This is a genomic window from Pseudomonas sp. MD195_PC81_125, assembly GCF_014060985.1.
In the GTDB taxonomy this organism is placed as follows: domain Bacteria; phylum Pseudomonadota; class Gammaproteobacteria; order Pseudomonadales; family Pseudomonadaceae; genus Aquipseudomonas; species Aquipseudomonas parakoreensis.
In genome coordinates, this window is the sequence record NZ_JABULD010000554.1 from 1 (window position 1) to 14,472 (window position 14,472).

A 14,472-nucleotide genomic window follows, 5' to 3' on the forward strand; every position below is an offset into this window, starting at 1 on the left:
CTGATGGCACCCGATCCCAGTGTGGGAGCTGGCTTGGCCAGCGATGGCGGCCTGACAGCCGACCAATCTCTAACTGATGACACCCGATCCCACTGTGGGAGCTGGCTTGCCAGCGAAGGCGGCCTGACAGCCGACCAATTTCTAACTGAAAACACTCAATCCCACTGTGGGAGCTGGCTTGCCAGCGATGGCGGCCTGACAGCCGACCAAACTCCAACTGAAAGCACCCAATCCCATGTAGGAGCTGCCGAAGGCTGCGATCTTTTGATCTGCTTTGGCTTTGGCTTTGGCTCTTGATCTGGCTTTTGATCTTCAGCCCCTTCGGCAGGCCGAGCGAAGGTGTTCATCCGGGGGTAGGCGCGCAGCGCCGTGCGGCGAAGCCGCATGCATCGAGAGGAGGTGCAGCGAAGCAAACCGTAGGCGATGCCCCCGGATGGACACCGTAGCGAGGGAACACTGAGCCTAAGCGAAGTGCCGTACGCCGGGGCAAAGCCTTTTGGGTTACCTTTTCGGCGTCTGGAAAAGGTGACTCGCTGTAAGAGCGAAACCGCCAGCAGCCGTTACCGCAGCAACGGATATGCTCACAAATCCAAACCCAAAAAAAAGGCGCGATCCTCACAAATCACGCCTTTCTCATGCACCGCTGTCTATCAGCTACCCAGCGCCTTCGACGCCAGCCAGAACAATCCGGCCGACAGCGCCACCGTCGCCGGCAAGGTCAGCACCCACGCCAGCAAAATGGTACGAACAGTCCCGCCTTGCAGGCCGCTCTTGTTGGCGACCATGGTGCCGGCCACGCCCGAGGACAGCACGTGGGTGGTGGATACCGGCAGGCTGAAGATGTTGGCCATGCCGATCAGACTCGCGGTGGTGATCTGCGCCGACATGCCCTGGGAATAGGTCATGCCTTGCTTGCCGATCTTCTCGCCGATGGTCAGTACCACGCGTTTCCAGCCAACCATGGTGCCCAGGCCCAAGGCCAGTGCGACCGCCAGAATCACCCAGAACGGGGCGTATTCGGTGGTGGTGGTCAGGTCTTTGCGCAGTTTGTCCAGGTCAGCCTTTTCACGCGCTTCCAGGCCTGGCAGCTTGCCGACTTTCTTCGCAGTGTCGTCCAGGCACAGCAGGTAGCGACGCACTTCGATGCGGCTTTCCGAGGACAGCGAATGGTAGTCCGCTACACCTTTAAGCGTATCGAGCAGGGCGTTGATGGTCGGTTCGGTCTGCTGCGGGTTGCAGCGGAATTTCTCCGGCAGGTCGCCTTCAACGCTTTTGCCCAGGGCCAGGAATTCGCCCAGGGAGTCGGCATTGCGCTTGTAGAACTGGCTCAGGTGCAGGGTCGCGTCGCGGGTGCGTTCGATCTGGTAAGTGGTGCTGCTCAGGTCGAGGACGAACTGCGCAGGCACGATACCGATCAACACCAGCATGATCAGGCCGATGCCTTTCTGGCCATCGTTGGAGCCGTGCACGAAGCTCACGGCCATGGCCGAGATCACCAGGACCAGGCGGTTCCAGAACGGCGGATGTTTCTTGTCGTCGATCTTGCGGCGCTGTTCCGGGGTCTTGTGCATCTTCGACAGCGGGCGCCACCACTTCAGGCCGATCAGGATCAGCGCGGCGATCAGGAAACCAGCCATTGGCGAGAACACCAGCGAAGCGCCGATGTCGATCGCTTTCTGCCAGTTCACACCGTCGGCCAACGGGATGTTGTTGATCAGGGCGTTGGCCAGGCCGACGCCAAGGATCGAGCCGATCAGAGTGTGGGAACTGGAGGCCGGGATACCGAAGTACCAGGTGCCCAGGTTCCAGGTGATCGCCGCGGCGAGCAACGAGAACACCATCGCCAGGCCATGGCCGGTGTTCACATTGATCAGCAGTTCTACCGGCAGCAGGTGAACAATGGCATACGCCACGCCAACGCCGCCCAGCAACACGCCGAGGAAGTTGAACACACCGGAGAAGAACACCGCCAGGTGAGGCGGCATGGCTTTGGTGTAGATAACAGTGGCTACCGCGTTAGCGGTGTCATGAAATCCATTGATGAACTCGAAGGCGAGGACAAACGTCAGGGCGAGCAAGAGGCTCACAAGCACCCAAGCATCCAGTCCGCTGAATAAATCGATCATGAAGGTTTTCTGACCCGGTCATAAGGGGGCGCGATTATGCCAGAAAAGACTGGAAATCGATCCCCTACCTGCTCATCGGTAGCAATCAATGTCGAATTAAATTGTTGCAAGGTGCAAAGCCCGAGCGTGTTGCAGGGTTTTTCAAGTGTTTGATTCTCTTGAGAAAACCTTCAGGCAGCAGGCGTTTCGTCGAGTGCGCGAGGGCCTCAAACGCTTGTGTGAAATATCTCTGAAACGAGCCAGACACGCTCCTTTCCCGCGCAACACGGGGGAGGTGGCCGCTGCCCGCGGATAGCGGGCGCGCAAGGCATTGTCGGGTCACCGCGCTTGTAGCCGGTGGCGACGCAGACCCTCGAAAAACTCACAATCGCCGATTCATGGCTCTTCGGTTTTGAGTTCTTCTTCCATCTTTTTCAGTTCTTGCTGGAAAACCTGATCCTGAACAGTGGGGCGTTTACGCCATGCTTTGCGTTCCGGTTCCGGTTGAGCGGCGTAGGTGGTGACTTCCCCGCCGTAAACTTCCTTGTAACGTTGTTCCTGGCGCTCAAGTTCCGCGCGCAGTTCGTCTTTCGTCACAGTGCTACCTGTTTGAGTTGAGATGAATGTCTGGTGAAACGCACGGCAACGAGTCGATTGAGCGCGTCCACCGAAAGGTCATGCCCGTAAAGGCATTGGAGTTATCGGCAAGGCGGTCAAGACTTCCATGTTGCAGGCGGCTGCGACACCAGATTAAAACTGACGCAGCATCAGTTGCCTGTTTCAGCGGGCGCTGTCGTTGCATGAGTCATGCGCGTCAGCGCTGGCCGGAGCTGTCGGCGATTGGCATCGCTTCGGCAGGTGGCGGCTTCGGTGAATAAAACCGGCCCCACTGAGAGGCATTATAGCGGTCGATTCGGGATTGACTATCTTTGCCAAGTTAAAAACGGTTCCAGATGTGTGATTGTTTTTGTGACTGACAATTTTTATCGCTAGTTGAAATCCGCTGAAACCTTTATGCGCTCAGTGTTGTGTTTCTGACGCCATTAAGTCGAACAACTAACGCACGATGGAAAGTTGGATTAACCCGTTCCATGGTCGACCCGGCAAACCATGAAGAGCTTGTGCCGCGGATTGCGATAATCGGTCGATGGTTCGATAATCGCCCAATCTTGGCGTCCCGGTCCTTGTGCATTTGCCGGCGAGCCGCTTGTATGGCCATTGATCCGTGCCGGAAAAAAGGACAAAAAATGAACGATCAAATGCGCAACTCCTTCACCTCCGTGGCGCCGCCGATCGTCGCGTCGCCAGCCAAGCGTATCCAGGCGCTGACGGGCGATCCGGATTTCATGACCTCGCTGGCCCGTGGCCTGGCCGTGGTGCAGGCGTTTCAGGAGCGCAAGCGGCACCTGACCATCGCCCAGATCAGCCATCGCACGGAAATTCCCCCGCGCCGCCGTGCGTCGTTGTCTGCACACCTTGATCAAACTGGGTTACGCCACCACCGATGGCCGCACGTACTCGTTGTTGCCCAAAGTGCTGACCCTCGGCCACGCGTATCTGTCGTCGACGCCGCTGGCGGTCTCGGCCCAGCCGTACCTCGACCGCATGAGCGAGCAACTGCACGAAGCCTGCAACATGGCCACGCTCGAAGGTGACGACATTCTGTACATCGCCCGTTCGGCGACCACGCAACGGCTGATCTCGGTGGATCTGTCGGTGGGCGGACGTCTGCCGGCCTATTGCACCTCGATGGGCCGTATCCTGCTGGCGGCGCTGGACGACACTTCGTTGCGCGAATACCTCGACCATGCCGAACTGGTGGCCAAGACCAGCCGCACCCTGCATACCCCGGAAAGTCTGCTCGCATGCCTGCAGGAAGTGCGGCAACAGGGCTGGTGCATCGTCGATCAGGAGCTGGAGCAGGGCCTGCGCTCGATTGCGGTGCCGGTCTACGATGCATCGGGCCAAGTGGTGGCGGCGCTCAACGTCAGTACCCACGCCGGCCGCGTCAGCCGCACCGAGCTGGAGCAACGCTTCCTGCCGGGCCTGCTCAGCGCCAGCCGCGACCTCAGCGCGCAACTGTTCGCCTGATGAAGCTGTTCGATAAACGCACAGTGTTGCGTTTATCGAATTGACGCTAAAACCCTCGGATCATTAATGTCGCGGCAGCGTCATCCGGCGCCGATATGAATGAGCCTGCCGGATTGTCGACTCCCATAATAATGACAAGAGGCAACTCACCATGCGCATGCTCCCCGACTGTCTCAACTCCGTTCCCTGTTGCCGGATTCACCGCAACGCCTGATCCCGACCTTCTATTCTTGTGACCGTGCCGCTCTCTGGCCGGCCGCCGTTCGACTGCGTTTTTTGCGTGGAATAAAAATAATGAACCAGCCTCAGTCCGCTGTAGGTAACTGCCTCGACGTGCAGACCTTCATCAATGCCCAACCGATCTCGCGCTATCAGTGGCGGGTGGTGATCCTGTGTTTCCTGATTGTGTTTCTCGATGGCCTCGACACAGCGGCGATGGGCTTTATCGCCCCGGCGTTGTCCCAGGATTGGGGCATCGACCGCGCCAGCCTCGGCCCGGTAATGAGTGCCGCGTTGATCGGCATGGTCTTTGGCGCTCTGGGTTCGGGCCCTCTGGCTGACCGTTTCGGGCGCAAAGTGGTGCTGGTCGGCGCGGTGCTGCTGTTCGGCGCTTTCAGTCTGGCCTCGGCGTACAGCACCAACGTCGAGCAATTGCTGGTGCTGCGTTTTCTGACCGGTCTCGGCCTGGGCGCCGGCATGCCCAACGCCACCACGCTGCTCTCGGAATACACCCCGGAGCGCAAAAAGTCATTGCTGGTGACCAGCATGTTTTGCGGCTTCAACCTCGGCATGGCCGGCGGCGGTTTCATTTCGGCGAAGCTGATCCCGGCGTTCGGCTGGCACAGCCTGCTGCTGATCGGCGGGATCCTGCCGCTGATCCTCGCGGTGGTGCTGCTGTTCTGGCTGCCGGAGTCGGCGCGTTATCTGGTGGTGCGCAATCGCGGCACCGAGAAAGTGCGCAAGACCCTGTCGCCAATCGATCCGGTCACCGTGGCGCAAGCCTCGAGTTTCAGCGTTCCGGAGCAGAAAACCGTCAAGGCGCGCAACGTCTTCGCGGTGATTTTCTCCGGCACTTACAGTGTCGGCACTTTGTTGCTGTGGCTGACCTACTTCATGGGCCTGGTCATCGTCTATCTGCTGACCAGTTGGCTGCCGACCCTGATGCGTGACAGCGGCGCGAGCATGGAGCAGGCGGCGTTTATCGGCGCGTTATTCCAGTTCGGCGGGGTGTTGAGCGCGGTCGCTGTCGGCTGGGCGATGGACCGCTTCAATCCGCACAAGGTCATCGGCACGTTCTACCTGCTGGCCGGGGTGTTTGCCTACGCGGTGGGGCAGAGCCTGGGCAATATCACATTGCTGGCGACCCTGGTGCTGGTGGCGGGGATGTGCGTCAACGGTGCGCAATCGGCGATGCCTTCGCTGGCGGCGCGGTTTTATCCGACGCAGGGACGCGCGACCGGGGTGTCGTGGATGCTCGGAATTGGCCGGTTCGGCGCGATTCTCGGGGCGTGGATGGGCGCGACGTTGCTGGGGCTGGGCTGGAACTTCGAACAGGTGCTGACGGCGCTGGTGATTCCGGCGGGGTTGGCGACGGCGGCGGTGGTGATCAAAGGTGTGGTCAGTCATGCGGATGCGACCTGATATTTCGATGTAAAGCGAAAAGATCGCAGCCTTTGGCAGCTCCTGCAGGTGAACGCGTAACCCTGTAGGAGCTGCCGCAGGCTGCGATCTTTTGGCGATCAACACGGAACGATAGGGTGATAACAATCCGTTCGATAAACGAACACTCAGTCGATTATCGGATTGTTTGGCGATTTTCTGCGGCTTAATCTGCAGTGACTCCGGCGCTGAACCTCGCGCCTTTTTCTCACTGACGATTCACTACAAAAACGGGAGCCTGCTCCATGGCTGAGATCCTTTCGCTGCACGACGCGGTGAAGCAATTCGTCAACGACGGCGACACCGTCGCGCTCGAAGGCTTCACTCACCTGATCCCTACGGCGGCGGGTCATGAAATCATTCGTCAGGGCAAGAAAGATCTGACCCTGGTGCGGATGACGCCTGACCTGATCTACGACCAACTGATCGGTGCCGGTTGTGCACGCAAGCTGATCTTTTCCTGGGGCGGCAACCCCGGCGTGGGTTCGCTGCACCGTCTGCGCGACGCGGTCGAAAAGCAATGGCCGCATGCCCTGGAAATCGAAGAACACAGCCACGCCGACCTGGCCAACGCCTACGTCGCCGGCGCTTCCGGTCTGCCATTCGCCGTGCTGCGGGCCTACGCCGGTTCCGACCTGCCGAAGGTCAATCCGCTGATCAAATCCGTGACCTGCCCGTTCACCGGTGAAGTGCTGGCCGCGGTGCCGTCGGTGCGTCCGGACGTGACCGTGATCCACGCGCAGAAAGCCGACCGCCAAGGCAACGTGCTGTTGTGGGGCATTCTCGGGGTGCAGAAAGAAGCCGCGCTGGCAGCCAAGCGCTGCATCGTCACGGTCGAAGAAATCGTCGACAACCTCAACGCGCCAATGAACGCCTGCGTGCTGCCAACCTGGGCCTTGAGCGCGGTCTGCCACGTACCCGGCGGCGCGCATCCGTCCTACGCCCACGGTTACACCGAGCGTGACAATCGTTTCTATCAGGCGTGGGATCCGATCGCCCGCGACCGTGAGACGTTTACCGCGTGGATCAACGAATACATCCATGGCTGCGCTGACTTCAGCGCGTTCCAGGCCAAGTTGGCCGCTGCTTCGGAGGCCAAGTAATGACTTACACCACCAATGAAATGATGACCGTCGCGGCGGCCCGGCGCCTGAAGAACGGCTCGGTGTGCTTCGTCGGCATCGGTCTGCCGTCGAAAGCCGCCAACCTCGCGCGCCTGACGTCGTCGCCGGACGTGGTGCTGATCTACGAATCCGGCCCGATTGGCGCCAAGCCAAGCGTGCTGCCGCTGTCGATCGGTGACGGCGAGCTGGCGGAGACTGCCGACACCGTCGTGCCGACCGGTGAGATTTTTCGCTACTGGCTGCAGGGCGGACGCATCGACGTCGGTTTTCTCGGCGCGGCGCAGGTCGACCGTTTCGGCAACATCAACACCACTGTGGTCGGTGATTACCACGCGCCGAAAGTGCGTTTGCCGGGTGCCGGTGGCGCGCCGGAAATCGCCGGTTCGGCGAAGAGCGTGTTGATCATTCTCAAGCAGTCGGCGCGTTCGTTCGTCGACAAGCTCGACTTCATTACCTCGGTCGGCCACGGCGAGGGCGGCGATTCGCGCAAGCGTCTGGGCCTGCCGGGTGCCGGCCCGGTCGGGGATCATCACCGACCTGTGCATCATGGAGCCGGAAGCGGGCACCCACGAATTCGTGGTCACCGCCCTGCATCCGGGCGTGACCCGCGAGCAAGTGGTCGCCGCCACCGGTTGGGCCATTCGCTTTGCCGACAACGTGGAAACCACGGCGGCACCGACCGAGACCGAACTGACTGCACTGCGCGATCTCGAAGCGCGCACCGCCGCCGCCCACGGCCAGGCACCGGGAGAAGCATGATGCGTGACGTGTATATCTGCGATGCGATTCGTACGCCCATCGGCCGCTTCGGCGGTGGACTGGCCGCCGTCCGTGCCGACGATCTGGCCGCTGTGCCGATCAAGGCGCTGATGGAACGCAATCCGTCGGTGGACTGGAATGCAATCGATGAAGTGTTCCTCGGCTGCGCCAACCAGGCTGGCGAAGACAACCGCAACGTGGCGCGCATGGCGCTGTTGCTGGCCGGTCTGCCGGAGAGCGTGCCGGGCGTGACCCTCAACCGTCTGTGTGCTTCGGGCATGGACGCGGTTGGTACTGCGTTCCGTGCCATTGCCAGCGGCGAGATGGAGCTGGCGATTGCCGGTGGCGTCGAGTCGATGTCCCGCGCGCCGTTCGTGATGGGCAAGGCGGACGCAGCGTTCTCGCGCAACATGAAACTGGAAGACACCACCATCGGCTGGCGTTTCATCAACCCGCTGATGAAGGCCCAGTACGGCGTCGATGCGATGCCGCAGACCGCCGACAACGTCGCCGACGACTATAAGGTGTCGCGCGCCGACCAGGACGCGTTCGCCCTGCGCAGCCAGCAACGCACCGCCGCTGCACAAGCGGCGGGCTACTTCGCCGAGGAAATCGTCGAAGTGCGGATCGCCCACAAGAAGGGCGAAACCGTGGTCAGCCAAGACGAGCATCCACGCGCCGACACCACGCTTGAAGCGTTGGCCAGATTGAAGCCGGTCAACGGCCCGGACAAGACGGTTACTGCCGGCAACGCGTCCGGCGTCAACGACGGTGCTGCTGCGCTGATTCTTGCGTCTGCCGAGGCGGTGAAGAAACACGGCCTGACCGCCCGCGCCAAAGTGCTCGGGATGGCCAGCGCCGGCGTTGCGCCGCGCGTCATGGGCATCGGCCCGGTGCCGGCGGTGCGCAAACTGATCGAGCGTCTTGGTGTGGCGGTCAGCGATTTCGATGTGATCGAACTCAACGAAGCCTTCGCCAGCCAGGGTCTGGCGGTGCTGCGTGAATTGGGTCTGGCCGACGATGCGCCGCAGGTCAACCCGAACGGTGGCGCGATTGCCTTGGGCCATCCGTTGGGCATGAGCGGCGCGCGACTGGTGCTGACCGCGCTGCATCAGCTGGAAAAGACCGGCGGCAAGAAAGGTCTGGCGACCATGTGCGTCGGCGTCGGGCAGGGTCTGGCCCTGGCCATCGAGCGCGTCTGACGCAGCGCGTCGACTGATAAGAACAGAGGAAAGCGAAATGACTGACAAGCCTGGCTACCGTCGTCCGCAGGAAGGCACCCAGCCTGAATACCTGCACCCGACGTATCAATCCACCAACCTGCGCTCGCCGTCCAAGCCGTTGGTGTTTCTGCCGCATTCGTTGTCGGAGATCACCGGCCCGACCATCGGTGCCGAACGTGTCGCCGACAAGGACAACGACCTGACTGCCCAGCACGACGGCGAGCCCTTGGGCGAGCGCATCATCATTCACGGTCGTGTGCTCGACGAAAACGGTTTGCCGGTGCCAGGGATTCTGGTGGAAATCTGGCAGGCCAACGCCGCCGGCCGCTACAACCACCAGCGCGACCTGCACGACGCGCCGCTGGACCCGAACTTCACCGGCACCGGCCGCACCGTAACCGATGCCGATGGCTGGTATCAGTTCCAGACCATCAAGCCCGGCGCCTATCCGTGGGGTAACCACCACAATGCGTGGCGCCCGGCGCACATCCATTTCTCGCTGTTCGGGCCGAGCATCCTCACCCGCCTGGTGACGCAGATGTACTTCCCCGGCGACCCGCTGCTGGCCTACGACCCGATCTACAACTGCGTGCCGGACACCTCCGCCAAGGAACGTCTGATCGCCGCTTTCGATCTGGAAAAAACCATTCCGTCCTACGCCCTCGGCTATCGCTGGGACATCGTCTTGCGCGGCCGCGACGCCACGCCGATGGAGAAATAAGATGACGCTGACTGCCACCACGTCCCACACCGTCGGGCCGTACTACCACATCGGCCTGACCTGGCTGAATCGCGAAAACCTCGCGGTCGAACAAACCCTCGGCGAGCGCGTGGCGATCACCGGCCAAGTGGTTGACGGCAACGGCGATGTGGTCAACGACGCGATGCTCGAAGTCTGGCAGGCCAACGCTGCCGGCAAGTACGCACACCCGGAAGACGAGCAGGACAAACCGCTGGACCCGCATTTCGAAGGTTTCGGCCGGGTGCCGGTGGACGCCGAAGGGCGCTTCCGTTTCACCACGATCAAACCGGGCACGGTCGAGGGCCTGAAGGGCACGACCCAGGCGCCGCATCTGGTGGTGCTGGTGTTTGCCCGTGGCTTGGTCAAGCACTTGCTGACACGCATCTACTTTGAAGGTGAGCCGGCGAACGTCAATGATCCGCTGCTCGAATGTGTGCCGGCCGAGCGACGCGCCACGTTGCTGGCGAAGCCGGATGCGGCAGGGGTTTATCAGTGGAATGTGATTTTGCAGGGCACTGAGGCTGAGACGGTGTTTTTCGATTATTGATCGCAGCTCATTCCGTTGGAGTGAGTTTGTGGTGAGGGGATTTATCCCCGATGGGCTGTGAAGCAGCCCCAAGACCGGATTTCACGGTGAAACTGACACACCGCGTCTGCCGGATTTGCGAGTGCTGCGCACTCGATCGGGGATGAATCCCCTCGCCACAAAAGCCCTCTTTCAGAAGAGGGGCTGTGTAATGCCTCGTGGATATATCTGTGGAACGGGATTGTTGCGAAGTGTGTCTAGACTCTCACCTGTCCCCTCAGAGTAAAAAACAATGACAACTACCACCGCTCATTACACCGGCGAGGAGCGCAGCAAGCGCATCTTCGCCATTGTCGGTGCTTCGTCCGGCAACCTGGTCGAATGGTTCGACTTCTATGTCTATGCCTTCTGCGCGATCTATTTCGCCCCAGCGTTTTTCCCTTCCGACAACCCGACAGTGCAACTGGTCAATACGGCCGGGGTGTTCGCTGCCGGGTTCTTGATGCGCCCGATTGGCGGCTGGATCTTCGGGCGGCTGGCGGACAAGAAGGGCCGCAAGACCTCGATGATGATTTCGGTGCTGATGATGTGCTTCGGCTCGTTGCTCATCGCCTGCCTGCCGACTTACGCCAGCATCGGCGTCTGGGCACCGCTGCTGTTGCTGTTCGCGCGTCTGCTGCAAGGCCTGTCGGTGGGCGGCGAGTACGGCACCACCGCGACCTACATGAGTGAAGTCGCACTCAAGGGCCAGCGCGGCTTTTTCGCCTCGTTCCAGTACGTGACCCTGATCGGCGGCCAACTGCTGGCGGTGTCGCTGGTGGTGATCCTGCAACAGTTCCTCAGTGAAGATGAACTGCGTGCCTACGGCTGGCGGATTCCGTTTGTGGTCGGTGCGGTGGCGGCGGTGATTTCACTGTTCCTGCGTCGCTCCCTGAAAGAAACCACCAGCAAGGAAATGCGCGAGAACAAGGACGCCGGCAGCATCCGCGCACTGTTCCGTGATCACAAAGCCGCGTTCATCACCGTGCTGGGTTACACCGCCGGTGGCTCGTTGATTTTCTACACCTTCACCACGTACATGCAGAAGTACCTGGTGAACACCGCCGGCATGCACGCCAAGACTGCCAGCTACATCATGACCGGCGCGCTGTTCCTGTATATGTGCATGCAGCCGCTGTTCGGCATGCTCGCCGACAAGATCGGTCGACGTAATTCGATGCTCTGGTTCGGCGCGCTCGGTACGTTGTTCACCGTGCCGATCCTGCTGAGCCTGAAAAGCATCAGCAGCCCGATTCTGGCCTTCGTGCTGATCACCGTGGCGCTGGCGATCGTGAGTTTCTACACCTCGATCAGCGGCCTGGTGAAAGCCGAAATGTTCCCGCCGGAAGTCCGCGCCCTCGGCGTCGGTCTGGCCTATGCGGTGGCCAACGCGATCTTCGGCGGTTCGGCGGAATACGTGGCCCTGAGCCTGAAAGCCGGGGGCATGGAAAACGCCTTCTACTGGTACGTCACGGTGATGATGGCAGTGGCGTTCCTGTTCAGCCTGCGCCTGCCGAAACAGGCGGCGTACTTGCACCACGATCTGTAAACCGATGTGCGCGGGCCGCATAGGCCCGCGCCGGCAAGGACTGTTTATGACTCAGCGACCGGGCAATCAATTGTTCGATGCCTACTTCACGGCCCGCGACATGCGCGAGGTGTTCTGCGATCAGGGTCGGGTGCAGGCGATGCTCGATTTCGAAGCGGCGCTGGCCCGGGCCGAGGCGCGGGTCGGGGTGATTCCGGCGTCCGCCGTCGCGCCGATTGCCGCCGCTTGCCACGCCGGTCTGTATGACTTCGCGGCGCTGGGCGAGGCGATTGCCACCGCCGGCAACTCGGCGATTCCACTGGTCAAGGCGTTGGGCAAGCAGATCGCCGCGCGCAGTGCCGAGGCCGAGCGTTATGTGCATCTGGGCGCCACCAGTCAGGACGTGATGGATTGCGGGCTGGTGCTGCAATTGCGTCAGGCGCTGGAGCTGATTGAAAGCGACCTCGCAGCGCTCGCCGAATCGCTCGCCACTCAGGCCCAACGGCATGCGGCCACGCCATTGGCCGGGCGCACCTGGCTGCAACACGCCACGCCGGTCACCCTCGGGATGAAAATCGCCGGATGGCTCGGCGCGGTGACCCGCAGCCGTCAGCGTCTGCGCGAACTCAAGCCACGGCTGCTGGTGCTGCAATTCGGCGGTGCTTCCGGCACCCTTGCGGCGCTCGGCGAGCAAGCGCTGCCGATCGCGCAAGCGCTGGCCGAAGAGCTGCAATTGGCCTTGCCTGAACAACCTTGGCACACCCAGCGTGATCGCATCGTCGAGTTCGGCGCGGTGCTTGGTTTGATCGCCGGCAGCTCGGCAAGCTCGGGCGCGACGTCAGTCTGTTGATGCAGACCGAAGCGGCGGAGGTGTTCGAGCCGTCGGCGCCGGGCAAGGGCGGTTCGTCGACCATGCCGCACAAGCGCAATCCGGTCGGCGCGGCAGTGTTGATCGGTGCGGCGACGCGGGTGCCGGGGCTGGTCTCGACGCTGTTCAGCGCCATGCCCCAGGAGCACGAGCGCAGCCTCGGTCTGTGGCATGCCGAATGGGAAACCCTGCCGGAGATCTGCTGCCTGGTGTCCGGTGCGCTGCAACAGGCGCGCTTGCTGGCCGATGGGCTGGAGGTCGATGCCGAACGCATGGCGCGCAATCTCCAATTGACCCAAGGGCTGGTGCTGGCCGAAGCGGTGAGTATCGTCCTCGCCCAGCGTGTCGGCCGCGACACCGCGCACCATTTGCTCGAACAATGCTGCAAACGCGCGGTGGCCGAACAGCGCCACCTGCGTGCGGTGCTCGGCGACGAGCCGCAAGTGACCGCCGAACTGAGCAGCACCGAACTGGATCATCTGCTCGATCCCGCGCATTACCTCGGCCAGGCGCAAACCTGGGTCGAGCGCGCGGTGGCCGAACACAACGCATTGTCTGTCTGAAAGGAGAGGGCTGTGGCTTTCGTTCAACTCGCCGATGGCGAACTGCATTACGTTATTGAAGGTCCGGTCGACGCACCGGTGCTGGTGCTGTCCAACTCGCTGGGCACCGACCTGCACATGTGGGACGCGCAGATGCCGGCGTTCACCGAGCACTTCCGGGTGCTGCGTTTCGACACCCGAGGTCACGGCCAGTCGTTGGTGACACCGGGGCCATACAGCATCGAGCAATTGGGCCGCGACGTGCTGGGTCTGCTGGATGCGCTGCACATCGAGCGTGCGCATTTCTGCGGACTGTCGATGGGTGGCTTGATCGGCCAGTGGCTGGGAATCAATGCCGGTCATCGTCTGCACAAACTGATCGTGTGCAACACCGCCGCGAAGATCGGTGATCCATCGGTGTGGAACCCGCGCATCGAAACCGTGCTGCGTGATGGCCCGGCGGCGATGGTCGCACTGCGTGATGCGTCGATTGCCCGTTGGTTTACCCCGGACTTTTCGGCGGCCAATCCGGCCGCGGCGAAGAAGATCACCGACATGCTCGCGGCGACTTCGCCTGAAGGTTATGCGGCCAATTGCGCGGCGGTGCGCGACGCCGATTTCCGCGAGCAACTGGCCTCGATCAATCTGCCGCTGCTGGTGATTGCCGGCACCGAAGACGCGGTGACGCCACCGTCTGGCGGGCATTTCATTCAAGAGCATGTGCGCGGCGCCGAGTACGCCGAGTTCCATGCCGCGCACCTGTCCAACGTGCAGGCCGGTGCCGCATTCAGTGATCGTGTGTTGGCGTTTCTGAACGCTCAGTGAGGAAGTTTTTGTGGACGAGAAACAACGTTATGACGAAGGCATGCAAGTACGCCGTGCGGTGCTGGGCGATGCGCATGTCGATCGCAGCCTGACCACACTGACCGAGTTCAACTCGGAATTTCAGGAAATGATCACCCGTCACGCCTGGGGCGACATCTGGACCCGCCCGGGCCTGCCGCGGCATACCCGCAGCCTGATCACCATCGCCATGCTGATCGGGATGAACCGCGAAGGCGAACTGAAACTGCATTTGCGCGCAGCGGCGAACAACGGCGTGAGCCGGGGCGAGATCAAGGAAGTGATCATGCAGAGTGCGATTTATTGCGGGATTCCGGCAGCCAATGCGACGTTCCATCTGGCGGAGTCGGTGTGGGATGAGCTTGGGATTGAGTCTCGGGAGTAAGCATCAGAATCAAAAGATCGCAGCCTGCGGCAGCTCCT

The 14,472-nt window shown here is 61.6% G+C and carries 12 protein-coding genes and 3 pseudogenes; 12 read left to right on the forward strand and 3 right to left on the reverse strand.

Going from position 1 to position 14,472, the window contains the following annotated elements; translation table 11 throughout:
* On the forward strand, positions 1 to 297 hold a 297-nt coding region (locus HT737_RS31290; protein ID WP_220459466.1), incomplete at its 5' end, for a hypothetical protein.
* Positions 298 to 650: 353 nt separating this feature from the next.
* On the opposite strand, the gene HT737_RS22270 is transcribed toward HT737_RS31290, so the two are convergent.
* From HT737_RS22270 to HT737_RS32815, 3 genes are all read right to left on the reverse strand, one after another.
* Positions 651 to 2,126 (reverse strand): inorganic phosphate transporter, encoded by a 1,476-nt coding sequence (locus tag HT737_RS22270; RefSeq protein ID WP_007963152.1) that lies wholly within the window; start codon positions 2,124 to 2,126, stop codon positions 651 to 653.
* A gap of 375 nt (positions 2,127 to 2,501) precedes the next feature.
* Positions 2,502 to 2,702, reverse strand: coding sequence for a hypothetical protein (locus tag HT737_RS22275; protein ID WP_003222398.1), 201 nt, complete (start codon positions 2,700 to 2,702; stop codon positions 2,502 to 2,504).
* A gap of 482 nt (positions 2,703 to 3,184) precedes the next feature.
* Positions 3,185 to 3,535, reverse strand: a complete 351-nt coding sequence (locus HT737_RS32815) for a hypothetical protein (protein ID WP_374011192.1) — start codon at positions 3,533 to 3,535, stop codon at positions 3,185 to 3,187.
* Here HT737_RS32815 and HT737_RS22280 point away from each other — a divergent pair.
* The 11 genes and pseudogenes from HT737_RS22280 to pcaC all read left to right on the forward strand — a co-directional run bounded on the left by HT737_RS22280 (position 3,422) and on the right by pcaC (position 14,434).
* Positions 3,422 to 4,196, forward strand: a pseudogene (locus tag HT737_RS22280) (IclR family transcriptional regulator). The gene HT737_RS32815 and the pseudogene HT737_RS22280 overlap by 114 nt on opposite strands.
* Before the next feature lie 294 nt (positions 4,197 to 4,490).
* On the forward strand, positions 4,491 to 5,837 hold the full coding sequence (locus tag HT737_RS22285; RefSeq protein ID WP_095667333.1) for an MFS transporter: 1,347 nt from the start codon (positions 4,491 to 4,493) through the stop codon (positions 5,835 to 5,837).
* 263 nt (positions 5,838 to 6,100) lie between these two features.
* Positions 6,101 to 6,958: a CoA transferase subunit A gene (locus HT737_RS22290; protein ID WP_041070518.1), complete on the forward strand. Its 858-nt coding sequence runs from the start codon at positions 6,101 to 6,103 to the stop codon at positions 6,956 to 6,958.
* A pseudogene (locus tag HT737_RS22295) lies at positions 6,958 to 7,738 on the forward strand (CoA-transferase subunit beta). The gene HT737_RS22290 and the pseudogene HT737_RS22295 overlap by 1 nt, the downstream one beginning before the upstream one ends.
* Positions 7,735 to 8,940 (forward strand): 3-oxoadipyl-CoA thiolase, encoded by a 1,206-nt coding sequence (gene pcaF / locus HT737_RS22300; protein ID WP_179294935.1) that lies wholly within the window; start codon positions 7,735 to 7,737, stop codon positions 8,938 to 8,940. Before HT737_RS22295 ends, pcaF begins: the two are co-directional and overlap by 4 nt.
* Before the next feature lie 37 nt (positions 8,941 to 8,977).
* Positions 8,978 to 9,682 (forward strand): protocatechuate 3,4-dioxygenase subunit beta, encoded by a 705-nt coding sequence (gene pcaH / locus HT737_RS22305; protein ID WP_007963162.1) that lies wholly within the window; start codon positions 8,978 to 8,980, stop codon positions 9,680 to 9,682.
* Position 9,683: 1 nt separating this feature from the next.
* Positions 9,684 to 10,250 (forward strand): protocatechuate 3,4-dioxygenase subunit alpha, encoded by a 567-nt coding sequence (gene pcaG / locus HT737_RS22310; protein ID WP_047292153.1) that lies wholly within the window; start codon positions 9,684 to 9,686, stop codon positions 10,248 to 10,250.
* Positions 10,251 to 10,521: 271 nt separating this feature from the next.
* Positions 10,522 to 11,817 (forward strand): MFS family transporter, encoded by a 1,296-nt coding sequence (locus tag HT737_RS22315; RefSeq protein WP_041070509.1) that lies wholly within the window; start codon positions 10,522 to 10,524, stop codon positions 11,815 to 11,817.
* 46 nt (positions 11,818 to 11,863) lie between these two features.
* Positions 11,864 to 13,227, forward strand: a pseudogene (locus tag HT737_RS22320) (3-carboxy-cis,cis-muconate cycloisomerase).
* A gap of 12 nt (positions 13,228 to 13,239) precedes the next feature.
* Positions 13,240 to 14,031 carry a 3-oxoadipate enol-lactonase gene (gene pcaD / locus HT737_RS22325; RefSeq protein ID WP_095667330.1) on the forward strand — a complete coding sequence of 264 codons (792 nt, stop codon included), beginning with the start codon at positions 13,240 to 13,242 and terminating at the stop codon, positions 14,029 to 14,031.
* A gap of 10 nt (positions 14,032 to 14,041) precedes the next feature.
* Complete coding sequence (pcaC, locus tag HT737_RS22330) at positions 14,042 to 14,434, forward strand: 4-carboxymuconolactone decarboxylase (protein WP_047292161.1); 393 nt, start codon at positions 14,042 to 14,044, stop codon at positions 14,432 to 14,434.
* Positions 14,435 to 14,472 lie beyond the last annotated feature (38 nt).